Source organism: Mesorhizobium sp. B1-1-6, from assembly GCF_006443035.1.
In the GTDB taxonomy this organism is placed as follows: domain Bacteria; phylum Pseudomonadota; class Alphaproteobacteria; order Rhizobiales; family Rhizobiaceae; genus Mesorhizobium.
The window spans coordinates 543,433-559,593 of sequence record NZ_VFWR01000002.1; the positions used below are offsets into that span (position 1 = coordinate 543,433).

At 65.1% G+C, this 16,161-nt stretch carries 17 protein-coding genes; 12 read left to right on the plus strand and 5 right to left on the minus strand.

What is annotated here, in order from left to right; translation table 11 throughout:
* Positions 1-82 precede the first annotated feature (82 nt).
* The 3 genes from FJ979_RS06365 to FJ979_RS06375 all read left to right on the plus strand — a co-directional run bounded on the left by FJ979_RS06365 (position 83) and on the right by FJ979_RS06375 (position 2,700).
* The gene (locus FJ979_RS06365) at positions 83-700 is read left to right on the plus strand and encodes a LysE family translocator (protein ID WP_140563833.1); all 618 of its coding nucleotides are present in this window, start codon (positions 83-85) and stop codon (positions 698-700) included.
* Between the two features lie 192 nt (positions 701-892).
* Positions 893-1,873: a cysteine synthase A gene (gene cysK, locus FJ979_RS06370; RefSeq protein ID WP_140491804.1), complete on the plus strand. Its 981-nt coding sequence runs from the start codon at positions 893-895 to the stop codon at positions 1,871-1,873.
* Between the two features lie 200 nt (positions 1,874-2,073).
* Positions 2,074-2,700, plus strand: coding sequence for a glutathione S-transferase family protein (locus tag FJ979_RS06375; protein WP_140514133.1), 627 nt, complete (start codon positions 2,074-2,076; stop codon positions 2,698-2,700).
* A gap of 34 nt (positions 2,701-2,734) precedes the next feature.
* Here the strand turns inward: FJ979_RS06375 and FJ979_RS06380 are convergent, their stop codons facing one another.
* Positions 2,735-3,979 (minus strand): RNA polymerase sigma factor, encoded by a 1,245-nt coding sequence (locus FJ979_RS06380; protein WP_140580268.1) that lies wholly within the window; start codon positions 3,977-3,979, stop codon positions 2,735-2,737.
* 7 nt (positions 3,980-3,986) lie between these two features.
* Positions 3,987-4,355: a YciI family protein gene (locus FJ979_RS06385; protein ID WP_140491798.1), complete on the minus strand. Its 369-nt coding sequence runs from the start codon at positions 4,353-4,355 to the stop codon at positions 3,987-3,989.
* Between the two features lie 261 nt (positions 4,356-4,616).
* On the opposite strand from FJ979_RS06385, the gene FJ979_RS06390 reads away from it, so the two are divergent.
* From FJ979_RS06390 to FJ979_RS06400, 3 genes are read left to right on the plus strand one after another with little or no spacing between them, the layout of a single operon-like run.
* Complete coding sequence (locus tag FJ979_RS06390; RefSeq protein ID WP_140514134.1) at positions 4,617-5,576, plus strand: TAXI family TRAP transporter solute-binding subunit; 960 nt, start codon at positions 4,617-4,619, stop codon at positions 5,574-5,576.
* A 58-nt stretch (positions 5,577-5,634) separates the two neighbouring features.
* Positions 5,635-7,740, plus strand: a complete 2,106-nt coding sequence (locus FJ979_RS06395) for a TRAP transporter permease (RefSeq protein ID WP_140580270.1) — start codon at positions 5,635-5,637, stop codon at positions 7,738-7,740.
* Complete coding sequence (locus FJ979_RS06400) at positions 7,737-8,120, plus strand: DUF1850 domain-containing protein (protein WP_140580272.1); 384 nt, start codon at positions 7,737-7,739, stop codon at positions 8,118-8,120. The genes FJ979_RS06395 and FJ979_RS06400 overlap by 4 nt, the downstream gene beginning before the upstream one ends.
* 313 nt (positions 8,121-8,433) lie before the next feature.
* Here FJ979_RS06400 and FJ979_RS06405 read toward each other — a convergent pair whose 3' ends face one another.
* Positions 8,434-8,574 (minus strand): hypothetical protein, encoded by a 141-nt coding sequence (locus FJ979_RS06405; RefSeq protein ID WP_013892047.1) that lies wholly within the window; start codon positions 8,572-8,574, stop codon positions 8,434-8,436.
* Positions 8,575-8,973: 399 nt separating this feature from the next.
* On the opposite strand from FJ979_RS06405, the gene FJ979_RS06410 reads away from it, so the two are divergent.
* From FJ979_RS06410 to ligD, 3 genes are all read left to right on the plus strand, one after another.
* Complete coding sequence (locus tag FJ979_RS06410; protein WP_140491790.1) at positions 8,974-9,480, plus strand: ferritin-like domain-containing protein; 507 nt, start codon at positions 8,974-8,976, stop codon at positions 9,478-9,480.
* A gap of 111 nt (positions 9,481-9,591) precedes the next feature.
* Positions 9,592-10,470 (plus strand): Ku protein, encoded by an 879-nt coding sequence (locus FJ979_RS06415; RefSeq protein WP_140514137.1) that lies wholly within the window; start codon positions 9,592-9,594, stop codon positions 10,468-10,470.
* A 12-nt stretch (positions 10,471-10,482) separates the two neighbouring features.
* Positions 10,483-12,996 carry a DNA ligase D gene (gene ligD / locus FJ979_RS06420; protein ID WP_140580273.1) on the plus strand — a complete coding sequence of 838 codons (2,514 nt, stop codon included), beginning with the start codon at positions 10,483-10,485 and terminating at the stop codon, positions 12,994-12,996.
* Between the two features lie 78 nt (positions 12,997-13,074).
* On the opposite strand, the gene FJ979_RS06425 is transcribed toward ligD, so the two are convergent.
* The gene (locus FJ979_RS06425; RefSeq protein WP_140554711.1) at positions 13,075-13,749 is read right to left on the minus strand and encodes a winged helix-turn-helix domain-containing protein; all 675 of its coding nucleotides are present in this window, start codon (positions 13,747-13,749) and stop codon (positions 13,075-13,077) included.
* A gap of 162 nt (positions 13,750-13,911) precedes the next feature.
* Here FJ979_RS06425 and FJ979_RS06430 point away from each other — a divergent pair, with 162 nt between their 5' ends.
* Positions 13,912-14,244, plus strand: a complete 333-nt coding sequence (locus FJ979_RS06430; protein WP_140491782.1) for an NIPSNAP family protein — start codon at positions 13,912-13,914, stop codon at positions 14,242-14,244.
* Positions 14,241-14,585, plus strand: a complete 345-nt coding sequence (locus FJ979_RS06435; RefSeq protein ID WP_140580275.1) for an antibiotic biosynthesis monooxygenase — start codon at positions 14,241-14,243, stop codon at positions 14,583-14,585. Before FJ979_RS06430 ends, FJ979_RS06435 begins: the two co-directional genes overlap by 4 nt.
* 17 nt (positions 14,586-14,602) lie before the next feature.
* Here FJ979_RS06435 and mbfA read toward each other — a convergent pair whose 3' ends face one another.
* A complete protein-coding gene (gene mbfA, locus FJ979_RS06440) occupies positions 14,603-15,586 on the minus strand; it encodes an iron exporter MbfA (RefSeq protein WP_140491779.1) in 984 nt (327 codons plus the stop codon).
* A 177-nt stretch (positions 15,587-15,763) separates the two neighbouring features.
* On the opposite strand from mbfA, the gene FJ979_RS06445 reads away from it, so the two are divergent.
* Positions 15,764-16,087 carry a hypothetical protein gene (locus tag FJ979_RS06445; RefSeq protein ID WP_140491777.1) on the plus strand — a complete coding sequence of 108 codons (324 nt, stop codon included), beginning with the start codon at positions 15,764-15,766 and terminating at the stop codon, positions 16,085-16,087.
* Positions 16,088-16,161: the final 74 nt, after the last annotated feature.

Consider the following 16,161-nt stretch of genomic DNA (forward strand, 5'->3'; position numbering starts at 1 on the left):
ATCCGGCTCCAGGCAATTCCCGCCCGCGAAACTCTGTGCGACAAGCCGCCGTCCCACAGTTTCGCGGACGCAAGGCCGATCCATGACCCTCACCGGCTTCCTCGCCTACAGCGCCGCCCTCGGCTTGGCCGCGGCCATTCCCGGCCCCGGCGTCACCGCGCTTGTGGCGCGCGCGCTCGGTTCCGGCTTCCGCTCGTCGCTGGCCATGTCCTTCGGCCTGATGCTCGGCGACCTCCTTTATCTCACCGCCGTGGTGCTTGGGCTTGCCTTTGTCGCGCAGACCTTCGGCCTGGTGTTCCTCGCCGTCAAATGGGCCGGCGTCGCCTATCTCGCCTTCCTCGGCTGGCGCTTCTGGACCGCCGGCATCACGCCCGAGACGGTCGAGGCCAGGAAAGGCAACGGCGGGCTGGCGTCGAGCTTCCTCGCCGGCCTGACGGTGACGCTCGGCAATCCGAAGACGATGATCTTCTATCTCGCCATCACGCCGACCATCGTCGACCTCAAGACCATCACGCTGGCCGATTACGGCATCCTCGCCGCACTCACCGTCCTCGTCCTGTTCGTGGTGCTGGTGCCTTATCTGGCGCTGGCGGCCAAGGCACGCTGGTTCCTGCGCTCGCCGCGCGCCCTGAAGGCGCTGAACCGCACCGCGGCCGGTTTCATGGTCGGCGCGGCGGCGGCGATCGCTGCCCGCCAATAGGGCCATTTTTGCCAAAGCATTCCGCCGGACCGGCTTTTGCGGGAACGCTTTTCCGAGGCCGAGGCGTTTTAGACACGCGCCCCACTCGGATATTTTCGGGCGACGGTCTATCTTGCGTCCGTGGAAGGCCTATCTTGGCGGGCCATCCGTCTGAGATCAGTTCATCCGCCTGACATTCTGGGAGCCAAACCAATGAACAAGTCCGCCGCCTCCGCTCGTGTTCCCGGCCGTGGCCGCATCTACAATTCCATCACCGATACGATCGGAGACACGCCACTCGTGCGGCTCGACAAATTCGCCAAGGAGAAGGGCATCGTTGCCCATCTCCTTGCCAAGCTCGAATTCTTCAACCCGATCGCCTCGGTCAAGGACCGTATCGGCGTGGCGATGATCGAGGCGCTCGAGGCATCGGGCAAGATCGCTCCCGGCAAGACGACGCTGATCGAGCCGACTTCGGGCAATACCGGCATAGCGCTTGCCTTCGCTGCCGCCGCCAAGGGCTACAAGCTGATCCTCACCATGCCCGAGACCATGTCGGTCGAGCGCCGCAAGATGCTGGCGCTGCTCGGCGCCGAACTGGTGCTGACCGAAGGGCCGAAAGGCATGAAGGGCGCCATCGCCAAGGCCGACGAACTGGCGGCCACCATCCCCAACGCCATCATCCCGCAGCAGTTCGAGAACCCGGCCAATCCCGAGATCCATCGCACGACGACTGCCGAGGAGATCTGGAACGACACCCATGGCGAGGTCGACATCATCGTCTCCGGCATCGGCACCGGCGGCACCATCACCGGCGTCGGCCAGGTGCTGAAGAAGCGCAAGCCTTCGCTGCATGTCGTCGCGGTCGAACCGGAAACCTCGCCGGTGCTGTCGGGCGGCCAGCCCGGTCCGCACAAGATCCAGGGCATCGGCGCCGGCTTCGCGCCAAAAATCCTCGACACCACCATCTATGACGAAATCGTCACGGTCTCGAACGAGGATTCGGTCGCCAATGCCCGCCTCGTCGCCCGGCTGGAAGGCGTGCCGGTCGGCATCTCCTCGGGCGCCGCTTTGCAGGCGGCGATCGTCGTCGGCTCGCGGCCGGAGAACAAGGGCAAGAACCTGGTGGTGATCATCCCGTCCTTCGCCGAGCGCTATTTGTCGACGATCCTATTCGAAGGGCTGGGCGCTTAGGCCAGCATGGCCTCGCGATCCTCCACGACCCTCTGCCCTGCCGGGCAGAAGCGCGCGCTGTCCCGCCAAGGTCAACAGATTCTATTTCCGCCTCGCCTGGCCCGCTGAAAAACCAGCCGTGGCGGATGCCGCGGGCTTGAGCAGCGCCCTGCTTCCGGTTCATATCGCCCCCGGCCCCCGCAGGGCCGGCGGAGGACCTCATGTACAAGCTCTACACCCGTCCCGGCAGCGGCGGCTTCGTTGTCGAGGCGGCCCTGGCGCTGGCCAAGGCGCCGTTCGAGCAGATCGACGTACCGAAATCCGACCGGCCCGATCCCGCTTTCCTCCACATCAGCCCGCTGAACCAGGTGCCGGTGCTGACCTTGCCGGACGGCCGCTCGCTGACCGAATCGGCGGCCATCTGCATCCTGCTCGCCGAACGCCATCCGCGGGCCGGACTGGCGCCGGCGGCCGATGAACCGGCCCGCGCCGACTTCCTGCGCTGGATGGCGTTCATGTCGTCCGCCCTCTATCCGGCGGTGCTGCGTTTCTACTACGCGCCGCGCTACACGGCCGACGCCGACGGCGCCAAGGCCGTCAAGCAGGCGGCCGTGGCCGAGATGGACCGCGGCTTTGCCGTCGTCGATGCCGCCTTGCGCGGCCGCGACTGGCTGGCAGGCGAGGCGATGTCGGTGGCCGATATCTATCTGGCCATGCTGGTGGCCTGGCATCCCGACAGCGGCAAGGCACGCACTGCCTGGCCCGACATCGAACGCCTGTGGGCCAGGCTTCGCGAGCACCCGCTGATGAAGACGCTCAACGCCTCGCACGAAATGTGGCCGGGCTGAACGGGTCGCCGGCAAAGCACCGCCGTCGGGCATTTCAATGCCTGAGCGTCGCGCGTTTTACCTGCAGGAAACGGCGTACCGCCGGATCGCTTTCGAGGCCGATCGCGCGGTCATAGGCCTCGACCGCCTGCGGCACCTGGCCGAGCCTGGCCAGAAGGCCGGCGCGGGCGGCCCAATAGGGCTGGTAATCATTGAGTCGCTTGTCGTCGCCAAGCACGTACAGCGCCGCCAGCCCCGCCACGGCGCCCTCGGCTTCGGCGATCGCCACCGCGCGGTTGATCGCCACCACGGGCGATCGTGCGATCGAAAGCAAGGCGTCGTAGAGTTCGCGGATCGCCACCCAGTCGGTCTCGCCGCTCAGCCGCCGCGCCGCGTGAACGGACTGCACGGCCGCTTCGAGCTGGTAGCGGCCGATGGCGCCCATGGAGGCGGCGCGGCCGAGCAGGGTTTCCGCCTCATCGATCAAGGCATGATCCCACAGCACATGATCTTGCTCGGCGAGCGGCACATAATCTCCGGACCCATCGCGGCGCGCGGTGCGGCGCGCCTCGGCGAACAGCATCAGCGCAAGCAGGCCCAGCGCCTCCGGTTCGTCCGGCAGCAACGAGGCCACCAGCCTGCCGAGCCAGATCCCTTCTGTGGCCAGGTTCCGGCGCCGCGTCTCGCTGCCCGCCGGGTCGGACCAGCCCTCGGCGAAGGTCGCGTATATGGCCTCCAGCACGGTATCCAGACGCTCGCCGAGTTCGGCCCGCTCCGGTACGCGGAACGGAATGCCGGCTTCACGAATGCGGGCCTTGGCCCGCACCAGGCGCTGGCCCATTGTCGCCGGCGGGACCAGGAAGGCGGAGGCGATCGTTGCGGCGTCGAAGCCAAGCACGGCCTGCAGGATCAATGGCGCGCGCACGCCAGGTTCGATCGCCGGATGCGCGCAGGCGAACATCAGCCGCAGCCGCTCGTCGGGCAGGTCCTGGTCGGTCATGCACGCCTCCGCCTCCTCGGCAATCAGCTTGAGATGGTCGCGGCCGGCTTCGCTGGTGAGCCGCCGCCGCACCGCGTCGACACGCCGCCGCCTTGCCACGGCAAGCAGCCAGGCCTCCGGCTTTTCGGGCACGCCGGTTCGTGGCCAGCGTTCGAGCGCCGCGGCAAAGGCGTCGGCCAGCGCGTCCTCGGCGGCGGCCACGTCGCGCGTGGGCGCCGCGAGCCAGGCGACCAGCTTGCCGTAGCTTTGCCGGGCGGCGGCCTCGGCGGCTGCCCGGGCAATCTGCGAGCTGCTGTCCATCACATCGTCATTTCTTGGGCATGTATTCGGCCATTTCCCAAATCGGCCGCAACTCGACCGTGCCTGTGCTGGCCGCCGGGCAGCGCGCGGCCCATTCGATGGCGGTATCGATGTCGGCCGCTTCGATCATGTAGAAGCCGGCAAGCTGCTCCTTGGTGTCCGCATAGGGGCCGTCGATCACGTTGGTCTTGCCGTCGGTGATCCGCACCGAGGTGGTTGCCTGAGTCGGGCGCAGCCTTTCTCCGGCCAGCCACGCGCCGGATTTCTTCAACGCTTCGGTATAGGCGCCATAGGCCGCGCTCATCTGTTGAGCCTTCTCGATCGGCGTGTTCGCCAGTGCGGCTTCGTCGTTGTTGATCAAAAGCATGTATCGCATGGGTCTTCTCCCGTGGTTTCGTAGGCCGCGTCCTTGCGAGCCGGACATATGTCGCGCGGCAAGGGCCGATTTCGACAGGTGCCGGAAAAAATCTTTCGGCCACGGTCGCGTCCCGCGCAAGCCGGAGCTGTTTCCGCATCCATTCAACCGTTCGTCTAATGAATGCAATTGCGGGTTGGCATTTGCGGCCCGCCGTCTAAACTCGGCCGGTTCGCATCGAGGAGGTGGTGCGGCAGCCAATATTTTCAGGGAGGAAACCGGATGTTCCATTTCAGAACGAAGTTCGTTGCAGCCGGCGCAATGGCGCTTTCGCTTGGGCTCGGCATTGCCTCGGCCAGGGCACAGGAATTCATCAACGTGCTGACCGGCGGCACGTCGGGCGTCTACTACCCGCTCGGCGTGGCGCTGTCGGAAATCTACAGCAAGGGCATCGCAGGCGCCCGCACCCAGGTGCAGGCCACCAAGGCTTCGGTCGAGAACCTCAACCTGCTGCAGCAGGGCAAGGGCGAGATCGCCTTCGCGCTCGGCGATTCCGTCAAGATGGCCGCCGAAGGCAATGCCGAGGCCGGCTTCCCCGGCAAGCTCGACAAATTGCGCGGCATCGCCGCCATCTATCCCAACTACATCCAGATCGTCGCCAGCCAGGAATCCGGCATCAAGACGCTGGCCGACCTCAAGGGCAAGAGCCTGTCGGTCGGCGCGCCGGCCTCCGGCACCGAGCTCAATGCGCGTGCCATCTTTGCCGCCGCCGGGCTGAAATACGAGGATCTCGGCCGGGTCGAATACCTGCCCTTCGCCGAATCGGTCGAGCTGATCAAGAACCGCCAGCTCGATGCCACGCTGCAGTCGGCCGGCCTTGGGGTCGCCTCGATCCGCGACCTCGCCACCTCGGTGCCGATCAATGTCGTCGCCGTGCCGGCCGAGGATGTCGCCAAGATCGGCGCGCCCTATCTGTCGGTCGTCATCCCCAAGGGCACCTATGAGGGCCAGGCTGAGGACGTCGCGACCGCCGCCGTCGGCAATTTCCTCGTCACCCGCGCCGATGTTTCCGACGAGACGGCCTATCAGATGACCAAGCTGATGTTCGAGCATCTCGACCAACTAGCCGCCGCCCACGCCGCCGCCAAGGCGATCGATCCTGCAAAGGCGCTCGACGGCATGCCGGTGCCGCTGCATCCGGGCGCTGAGCGGTACTACAAGGAGAAGGGGTTGTTGAAATAGGGCGAGGACTTTCTGAGATGTCTTCGCACTGTCATTCGCTCATTTTGGAGTGCGTCGGATGAGCGAAGCAGCCGACGGCAAATCCTCCACCTTCCATCTCCCCGTCGCCGAAGAGCAGGTCGAAGGCTTGCCGCCGGGCTTTGGCGAGGGCATCGCCGGCAAGGCTGCCTTCCTCATCGCCGTCGCCTTTTCCGTGTTCCAGATCTACGTCGCCGCCTATGGCAGCATCCCGAGCCAGGTGGTGCGGGCCATGCATGTCGGCTTCCTGCTGCTGCTCGGCTTTGGCCTGATCGCCAACCTGCGCACACGAAGCCTGCCGGCCAAGGCCGTGTTCTGGGCGCTCGGCGTGCTCGGCTTCGGCACCGGCCTCTACAATTGGGTGTTCTACACCGACCTCATCCGCCGCTCCGGTTTCCTCACCACGCCGGATCTTGTCGTCGGCGCGGTGCTGGTGGTGCTGGTCTTCGAGGCGGCCCGGCGGCTGATGGGACTGCCGCTGGCGATCATCGCTTTCATCTTTCTCGCCTATTGTTTCGTCGGCAACCATCTGCCGCCGCCCTTCATCCATCGCGGCTACGATTTCGCCCAGCTCGTCGACACTTTCGCCTATGGCACCGAAGGCATATACGGCACGCCGGTCTATGTCTCGGCCGCCTATATCTTCATCTTCGTCGTCTTCGCCGCCTTCCTCGAACGCGCCGGCATGATCGCGCTGTTCAACGATTTCGCGCTCGGCCTGGTCGGCTCGTGGCGCGGCGGCCCGGCGCAGGTCTGCGTTTTGTCCTCGGCGCTGATGGGCACCATCTCCGGCTCCGGCGTTGCCAATGTCGTGGCCAGCGGCCAGTTCACCATCCCGCTGATGAAGCGCTTCGGCTTCCGCTCGGCCTTCGCCGGCGCCGTCGAGGCGACCTCCTCGATGGGCGGCCAGATCATGCCGCCGGTGATGGGCGCGGTTGCCTTCATCATGGCCGAGACGCTGAACATCCCCTATGCCGAAGTGGTCAAGGCGGCGATCATCCCGGCGCTGCTCTATTTCGGCGCCTGTTTCTGGCAGGTGCATCTGGAAGCCGGCAAGGCCGGCCTGCACGGCATGGCCAAGGCCGAACTGCCCAATCCCTGGGATGCCGTGCGCCAGCACTGGCCGCTGGTGCTGCCGCTGGCGGCCCTCATCTATCTCCTGTTTGCCGGCTACACACCGATCTTCGCCGGCACGATGGGGCTGGCGCTGACCATCGTGCTCATCCTCGGCACGCCACTGGCGGCCCTGATCGGACCGCTCGCCTTCCGCGTCGTCTTCTGGCTGGCGCTCGGGCTCGCCGCCGCCTCGTTCATGCGCTTCGGCGTCAACATACTCGGCCTCGTCATCGTCGCTCTCGTCGTCGCCTGCTTCGCCTTCAAGGGCGGGCGCGAAACGCTGCGGATCTGCGTGGATTCACTCGCCGAAGGGGCCAAGAACGCGCTGCCGGTCGGCATCGCCTGCGCCATCGTCGGCATCGTCATCGGCACGCTGACGCTCACCGGCATCGCCTCCACTTTCATCGGCTGGATCATCTCCATCGGCCAGGACAATCTGTTCCTGTCGCTGGTGCTGACCATGCTCACCTGCCTGGTGCTCGGCATGGGCATCCCGACCATTCCCAACTACATCATCACCTCCTCGCTGGCCGGCCCGGCGCTTCTGTCGCTCGGCGTGCCGCTGGTGGTCAGTCACATGTTCGTTTTCTATTTCGGCATCATGGCCGATCTTACGCCGCCGGTGGCGCTGGCCGCTTTCGCGGCCGCCCCGATGGCCAGGGAAAGCGGCCTCAAGATCGGCATCCAGGCGACCAAGCTTGCCATTGCCGGTTTCGTCGTGCCGTTCATGGCCGTCTACACGCCGGCGCTCATGCTGCAGGATCCAGGCCCGATCGCCGCCCAGTTCGGCTACCCCCTCGAGGTCGCCTACATCGTCGTCAAGGCGTGCATGGGCATCGTGCTGTGGGGCGCGGCCGCCGTCGGCTTCCTTGCCAGGCGCATGGCGTGGTGGGAACGGCTCGTCGCCTTCTGTGCCGGCGTGCTGCTGGTCGCGGCGATCCCGCTCACCGACGAGACAGGCTGGGCATTGTCGTTTGCCTGGATCGGCTGGCATTTCTGGCGCGCGCGGCGGGCGACGGCCCAAGCATGAGCCTGTGTATCCTTGCCGCCGGCAAGACGGTGACGCTGGCGGCCGCCGCCTTCACCCTGTCCTGGACGCACTCGGTGGAGCGCACGCGCTGGGAGGAACACTGGAAGGTGATGCCTTCCGGCCTGCAAGTCACCGAGGCGCGCATAAAGGGCTCGGGCGCCGGCATGGAACCACCCGAGGGCGCGGTGCTGCGAGACGGCTGGTGGGCCTATGCGCCGAAGGCCGGGCCGCAGCGAAGCCTTATGCTCGCCGCCTCCGGCGCGACCGGTGATGGTTGGACACTGTGCACAGATCAGGGTTGCCGAGAACTCGGCAAGGTGGCCGGCGGCACGATTGTGCTGGAGCCGTGTGGTCCGGACGGCACGAGCCGGCCCCGGTAGCGCACGATCATCCCGGCTGGAGCCGACGCCGTCGAAGACGGTCAGCGGCTGGGTTGCATCGAAGGGTATTCAGAAGGACGGCTTGGACTGGACCCGACTGGACTGGGGCCGACTGGACTGGAGAAGGTCGCTTACGCGGGCCTCGGCGGCTCGTGTCCTGAGACATTAAGCCGGCGAAGGCGGTCTCAAAGCCGCGGCGATGTCGCACGCCGCCGATCGGCGAAAGCCGGGCGCTCGGCGCGATAGGTGGTGGCGCGCGACTCGGCGTCAGGCCTGCAGATGCGGCTGTTGTGTCGGCTCTCGAAAGTCATGGTCAGTGCGCGCCCAGCGAGGTGCCGCGACGAGCGCAGGCCGGGCCTGGTCCGCGCATGTAATAGCGCTCGGGCCGATAGGTCGGCGCGACGAATTCGCGGATGGCTGCGGCATAGCCGATGAGGTGCGTAAGGAAGTTCATTTTACCTGTCCCTGTCCCGACTTTCGGGTGTCCCTTCCGAATTGCGGAAATCATAGCGTCGAGGCGTGAATAGTCGGTGAACGCGATGTTAATTTCTGGTCGAAAACCCGTCGCTTCATGGCCGGAATGCGGCTGATTCGGGGTCTTTCCACGCCTTTTGTCGCCATTTCGGCGTGTGTGACTTTTGCATCACATATGTTTCGTTTGAATGTCGCCTGGGTGCGGTTGCGTTTCAGCTTTCGCCCTGGCGGGAGAATTTCCTTGCTCGCCGCCGCAAGTCCGGAACCCGGCCCGGGACGAGACGTTGATTCTTCGAGCCGGCATGGCCGGCCCATGGGGCCGCCGACCTGCGGCCCCACGCTAACCCGCAACCGCAAGAGCAAAGGAAGGGCCGCAATCATGGGCTTCTTTTCGAAGGACATCAAAACCCTGGACGACCTCTTCGTGCACACGCTGCGCGACATCTATTATGCCGAAAAGCAGATCGAGAAGGCATTGCCGAAGATGATCGACAAGGCGACGGATCCGCAGCTGAAGGCCGGCTTCGAGAAACATCTCGAGCAGACCAGGGGCCATGTCGAGCGCGTCGAGCAGGTGTTCGAACTGCACGGCGTCAAGGCCAAGGAGGTCAACTGCCCGGCCATAGACGGCATCCTCGAGGAAGCCGACGACGTCAGCGGCGACGTCGACGACAAGGAGGTGCTGGATGCGGCGCTGATCGCCTCGGCGCAAGCGGTCGAGCACTATGAGATGACCCGCTATGGCACCTTGATCGCCTGGGCCAAGCAGCTTGGCCGCAGCGACTGCGCCAACGTGCTGGCCAAGAACCTCAAGGAAGAGCAGGCGACGGATCGCAAGCTGACCGAAATAGCGGAAAGCAAGATCAACCTGCAGGCCGCCGAATAGGGGCTGAAAGAGCCGGGGCCGGTGGCAATCGCGCCGGCCTTGGCTCGACCGGATTGGAACCGTTGGGGTCGTCGTCCGTTCCAGCCAGGTCCTTCTCTACAGGAAATCATCATGGCGCCGCGTCCCGCCTGGAGAGGCTATCTGAAGCTTTCGCTGGTCACCTGCGCCATCGAACTGACCAATGTCGTCACCCATGCCGAGAAGGTCTCTTTTCGCATCCTCAACCGCGAGACCGGCAACACGGTGAAGCGGATCTATGTCGACGCCGAAACCGGCAAGCCGCTTGAGGATGGCGACGAGATAAAGGGCTACGAGGACGACGATGGCAAGTTCATCCACATCGAAGAGGACGAGATCGAGGCCATCCAGATCGAGTCCTCGCACACGATGAGCCTCGACGGCTTTGTCGACAAATCCTCCATCGAGCAGATCTATCTCGATACGCCCTATTACGTCGCGCCGGCCGACAAGGTCTCGCAGGACGCTTTCGCCGTCATCCGCGACGCGATGGCCGGCAAGAAGATGGCGGGTCTGGCGCGCATCGTGCTCTATCGGCGCGAACGTCCCGTGGTCATCGAACCGCTCGGCAAGGGCATGGTGCTGACGACGTTGCGATACGACAACACGGTGCGCCAGCCGGACACCGTCTTCGGCGACATCGAATCGGTAAAGACGGATCAGGAGATGACCGATCTGGCCGAGCTCATCATCGACAAGAAGAAGGCGAAGTTCGATCCCTCGAAATTCGAGGACAAGTATGAGGATGCGCTGCTCGAACTGATCCGCGCCAAGAAGGCGGGCCGCAAGGCGCCGAAGGCCAAAGCGGCGCCCAAGCCGTCCAACGTCGTCAATCTTTTCGACGCTCTGAAGAAGAGCCTTTCGTCGGACGGCGGATCGGGCGAACGCCGCGGCAAGGCCTCCGCGAAAGCCAAACCGGCGGTCAAACGCGGCAAGCCGAAAGAAGCCGCGCCCAAGCGCAAATCGGCGTGAGGACATCAAGGGATGGCTAGCCTCGAACAATATCACGCCAAGCGCGATTTCAGGAAAACCGCCGAACCCCCCGGCAAGGTCGCCCGCGGCAAGAAGAGCGAGGCAGGCGGCATCTTCGTCATCCACAAGCACGCCGCGACCAGGCTGCATTACGACCTGCGCCTCGAACATGCCGGTGTGCTGTGGAGCTGGGCGGTGACGCGCGGGCCCAGCCTCGATCCGCACGAGAAACGGCTCGCCGTGCATGTCGAGGACCATCCGATCGACTATGCGCCGTTCGAGGGCACCATTCCCAAGGGCGAATATGGCGCCGGCTCGGTCATCGTCTGGGACGAGGGCACATGGGTGCCCGAGGGCGATCCGGCCAAGGCGATGAAGAAGGGCCATATCAACTTCGAGCTCAACGGCCACAAGCTGCACGGCCGCTGGCACCTGGTGCGGCTGAGACCGCGCCCCGGAGAGAAGCGTGACAACTGGCTGCTGATCAAGTCCGACGATGGCGCGGCCCGGCCAGGCGAGGATATTCTGGAGGAAGCGCCGAAATCGGTGAAGTCGGGCCTGACGATCGAGGAGGTCGGGGCGGGCAAGGCCGCGAAAGGGGAGAAGGCGAAGGTCTGGCACTCCAACAAACCGGCCGCCGCCCAAGCCAAGGCCGGACACGCAAAGCGCCTCGACTTCATCGAGCCGCAACTGGCCACGCTCGAGCGGGAAGCGCCGCCGGGCGAGGACTGGCTGCATGAGGTGAAGTTCGACGGCTATCGCATGCAGACGCAGATCGCCGGCACGGACGTGCGGCTGCTCACCCGCACCGGCCTCGACTGGACGAAGAAATTCGGCGACGCGATCGTCGCCGAGCTCGCCGGATTGAAATGCAGCGACGCCATCATCGACGGCGAGATCGTCGTGCTGGCCGACAGCGGCGTCTCTTCCTTCGCGCTTTTGCAGGCCGACCTGTCGGCGAAGCGCACGGATCGCTTCATCTACTACGTCTTCGACCTGATGCGGCTGAATGGGCGGGACCTGCGCCGCGAGCCGCTGGTCGAGCGCAAGCAGGCCTTGCAGGAATTGCTGGCCGGCCAGCCGGAGGATTCGGCGGTCCGCTTCAGCGACCATTTCGCCGAGCCCGGCAAGGTCATGCTCGAGCATGCCTGCCGCATGGGACTGGAGGGCGTCGTCTCCAAGCGCGCCGACGCGGTCTACCGCAGCGGGCGCGGGCCGTCCTGGGTGAAGTCGAAATGCACGCTGCGACAGGAGTTCGTCATCGCCGGCTACCTGCCGTCCGACAAGACCGGGCGCGGGCTGCGTTCGCTGCTGCTTGGCTATTTCGAGGCCGGCAAGCTGCACTATGCCGGCCGCGTCGGCACCGGCTTCTCGACCGGCGGCGCCAATGCCCTGAAGAAGAAGCTCGATGCGCTGCAAACGAAGTCGTCGCCCTTCGACAAGGCCGTGCCGAGGGGCAAGGGCCTGGTCTGGGTGAAGCCGGAGCTTGTCGGCGAAGTGGAGTTCCGCAGTTGGACCTCCGACCGTATAGTACGCCACGCCTCGTTCCAGGGGCTGCGCGAGGACAAGCCGGCGGAGGAAGTCGTGCAGGAAAAGCCGAAGGCACCGACAGGCAAAAGCACGGCCCGGGCCAAGCCGGCGTCAAGCGGCGCAACGCCGGCAAGGGCGGCAACCACCACGGTGAAGCTGTCCCACCCGGAAAAGCTGCTGTGGCCCGACGAAAAGATATCCAAGCAGGGGCTGCTCGATCATTACGCGCTGGTGTGGCCGCGCATGAAACAATTCGTGGTCAACCGCCCGCTCAGCCTGGTCAGGGCCCCCGACGGGGTCGGCGGCCAGCGCTTCTTCCAGAAGCATGCCTCGCCAGGCATGCATGACAAGATCGAGAAAACGAGGGATCCCACGGATGGCGAGGAAATCCTGTTTATCCGTGACTTCGACGGCGTCGCGGCACTTGTCCAGCTCGGCGTGGTCGAGATCCACATCTGGGGTTGCACCATCGACGAGCTCGAACGACCTGACCAGATCGTCTTCGATCTCGACCCCGATGAAGGCGTCGACGTGAAGGCGGTGCGGGCGGCGGCACTCGACATAAGGGGCAAGCTTGACGAGCTGTCGCTGCCCAATTTCGTCAAGACGTCGGGTGGCAAGGGCTTTCATGTCGTCGTGCCGCTGAAGCCGTCGGCCAACTGGGAGGAGGTGAAAGGCTTCGCCCATGATTTCGCGCGCGCGCTGGAACAGGGCGCGCCCGACCGCTACACCGCGACGCTGTCCAAGAAGGCGCGCACCGGCAAGATATTCGTCGACTATCTGCGCAATGGCAGCGGCGCGACCACGGTCGCGCCCTACTCGTCGCGGGCCAAGAAGGGTGCCACGGTGTCGATGCCGGTGACCTGGGCCGAGATCGAGGCCGGCCTGCCGCCGAACGCATTCCCCATCGGCGACAAGACGACGCTGAAGCAACTCGCGGAAGCCGATCCGTGGAAGGATTTCTTCAAGAAGGGGAAGGTGTTGAAGCGGGGGTAATCCTGCCCGCATTTGCAGTGCGGCGATCCTTCGCGCCTGTCCCGCCGACGAATCGATGCTGGCAACAGCGCCGATAGCTCAAGCCAAAAACACCTTCTCGAACGCCTGTTTGCCGGGCGGCGAAAAAATCACGGCGCGGCTGTCCTTCTCCCGGCGCGCCCATTTCTCGGTGAGGATCTTGTCGAGGATGGCGGCGCCCAGCGTGCCGGCGAGATGCGAGCGCCGTACGCTCCAGTCGAGGCAGGCGCGGCACACCGGCCGCCGGGCCTTCGCCTCCACATCGATCCCTAGCGCCGCGAAATGCGAGGCGGCCGAAGGCGCCAAGCGGATTTCGCCGTGGTCTCGCAGCAGCAGTCTCCGGTCGATGAGGCGGTCGAGCATCGCCACCGCCTGCTCGCCGGCAAGATGATCGTAGCAGACGCGCGCCACGCGCATCGCCCCGTCGCGCGGGCCCGGCCGCACGCGCCTGGGGCCGATGGTTTCGGCGACGCCGGCGATGGCTTCGATCATTTCAGCCACCTGCGGCCCGGCGAGCCCGTAATAGCGATGCCGGCCCTGGCTTGCCACGGTCAGCAGCCCGCCTTCCATCAGTTTCGACAGATGCGAGGAGGCGGTCGGCATCGAGACGCCGGCCTCGAGCGCCAGTTCGCTTGCCGTCAGCGCCGTGCCGCCCATCAGTGCGTTGAGCATGTTGGCGCGGGCCGGGTCGCCGATCAGGCTGGCGATGCGGGCAATGTCGGGTCCTTCGCGTATAGTTTCATCCCTATCGAAGCATTCTCGCCAGATAATCACTATCCTTCGCTGAGCTCAAGGAGCGCTGACGATGCTCCTGACAGGAAACTGCTTAGCACACCGGCGTGGGCGACGTTTCGACAGAGATCGAATTATCTGTGCGTCAAATTCAGGGAGACCGAAATGACCATCACCTGCTTCATCCGCTACGAGATCGATCCGTTCGGCAAGGCCGCGTTCGAGGAATATGCCCGCAACTGGGGCCAGGCCATTCCGCGCTGCGGCGCCGACCTGATCGGCTACTACGCGCCGCATGAAGGCTCGGCCACGACCGCCTATGCCGCCTACAACATAGAAAGCCTGGCTGCCTATGAAGCCTATAGGGCCCGGCTTGCCGCCGACCCGGCCGGCAAGGCAAACTACGAATTCGCCCGCCGTGAAAAATTCATCCTCAAGGAGGACCGCATGTTCCTGAAACTGGCGTCCGGCCCGCACGCGAAGCTGGTGCTGCCGTGATCGCCGTCATCTTCGAGGTCGAGCCGGCCGCGGGCAGGCGCGATGCCTATCTGGACATCGCCGCGCAGTTGCGGCCGCTGCTTGAAAGCATCGATGGCTTCATCTCGGTCGAGCGCTTCCAGAGCCTCGCCAATCCGGACCGCATCCTGTCACTATCGTTCTGGCGCGACGAGGAAGCGGTAAAGGCCTGGCGCAACACGCAAGAACACCGGCAGGCCCAGCAGGCCGGGCGCGGCGGCATCTTTGCCGGCTACCGCCTGCGCATCGCGCACGTCGTGCGCGATTATGGCTTGAGTGAAAGGCAACAGGCGCCGGTGGATAGCCGGGCGGTGCACGGGTAATCGGCAGGTCCTTCCCCCTATGCGTTCCCGATCAGCACGCCCGCCGCGAACACCAGCGCGCCGCCGAGCACCACCTGGAAGGCCGCGCGCAGGAAGGGTGTCTGCATGTAGCGGTTCTGGACGAAGGCGATGGCCCAGAGTTCGAAGAACACCACCACGGCGGCAACCGCTGTCGCCGTCCAGAAATGCGGGATCAGGTAGGGCAGCGCATGGCCGAGGCCGCCGAGCGTCGTCATGATGCCCACGGTCAGGCCGCGCTTGACCGGCGAACCCCGACCCGACAGCTTGCCGTCGTCGGAGGCGACCTCGGTGAAGCCCATCGAGATGCCGGCGCCGATCGAGGCGGCGAGGCCGACGAGAAGCGTCTGCCACGTGTCATGCGTGGCAAAGGCGGCGGCGAAGATCGGCGCCAGCGTCGATACCGAGCCGTCCATCAGTCCGGCCAGTCCCGGCTGCACATAGGTGAGGATGAACTGGCGCTGCTCGGCCGTCGCCTCCTCGACCTTCACGGTGCCCGGCACGTGCTGCTGCTCCAGCCGCTGCGCCATGCTCTCATGGCTCTGTTCCGCCGCCGCCAGTTCGTCGAGCAGCTTTCTGGTCGAGGCATCGGTGGTGCGCCTGGCCGCCTCGACATAGAACAGATAGGCCTGCCGCTCCATCGCCTCGGCCTGGCGGCGTACCTGCTCGATGCCGAGCGGCTTGACCAGCCAGTCGGGCTTGCGCTCGTAATAGCCCTTCACATGCTCGCGCCGGATCAGCGGAATGCGCTCCCCGAAACGCCTGCGGAAAAGCTCGATCAGCGCGTCGCGATGACCGTCCTCCTCCTCGGCCATGTCCTCGAACATCTTGGCCGATTGCGGAAAATCCTCCGCCAGCCCATCCGCATAGGCGCGATAGATGCGCCCGTCGTCTTCTTCCGACGAGATGGCAAGCGCCAGGATCTCCTGTTCGGAGAGCGAATCGAAGGAGCGGCGGCCGAAGCCGAAAACACGGGAAAGCATGAGGAAATCACCCTAGTTTAGAATTGTTCTAAACTAAAGTTTGCTGCCGCATCGGTCAATCGTGCGCCTGGGCAGCGGTCAAGATTTGTTGAAGCCGCCATTCGGCGCCGGCTCTTCATTATCGGCAAATGTTCACTTATATGACCAAACTCAAGCCAACAACCGAGGAAGCCGCCGATGACTGCAAAGCCGCACGCCCATCACTTCGACCCGAAACCCGTCCTCGACCTCATAGCCAGCATCGAGGCCGATCTGCAGCGCCTGAAAGGTCTGGTCGAGCAGCAGATCGAGAAGTTCGATCCCGCCAACCCGCACAACAAGACCCTCGACGGCAAGCTGACCGAGGAAGGCGTCGAGTGCTGCTACCGCATGTTCGACGAAGGCAAGTCGCGCTATTCGGTCTCCCAGCAGATGAAGATTTCCTTTGCCGCCGCCACCCATCGCTTCAATGCCTGGCGCAAGGCCGGCGGCAACAAGCGGCAGCGGACGTTGTTGGGGTGAGGGTTGAACTGGACGGACCGGCAGGCAGGTGACTGCCAGCACTGCCGGCCGTCGTGATCCCAAACCTTGTGACG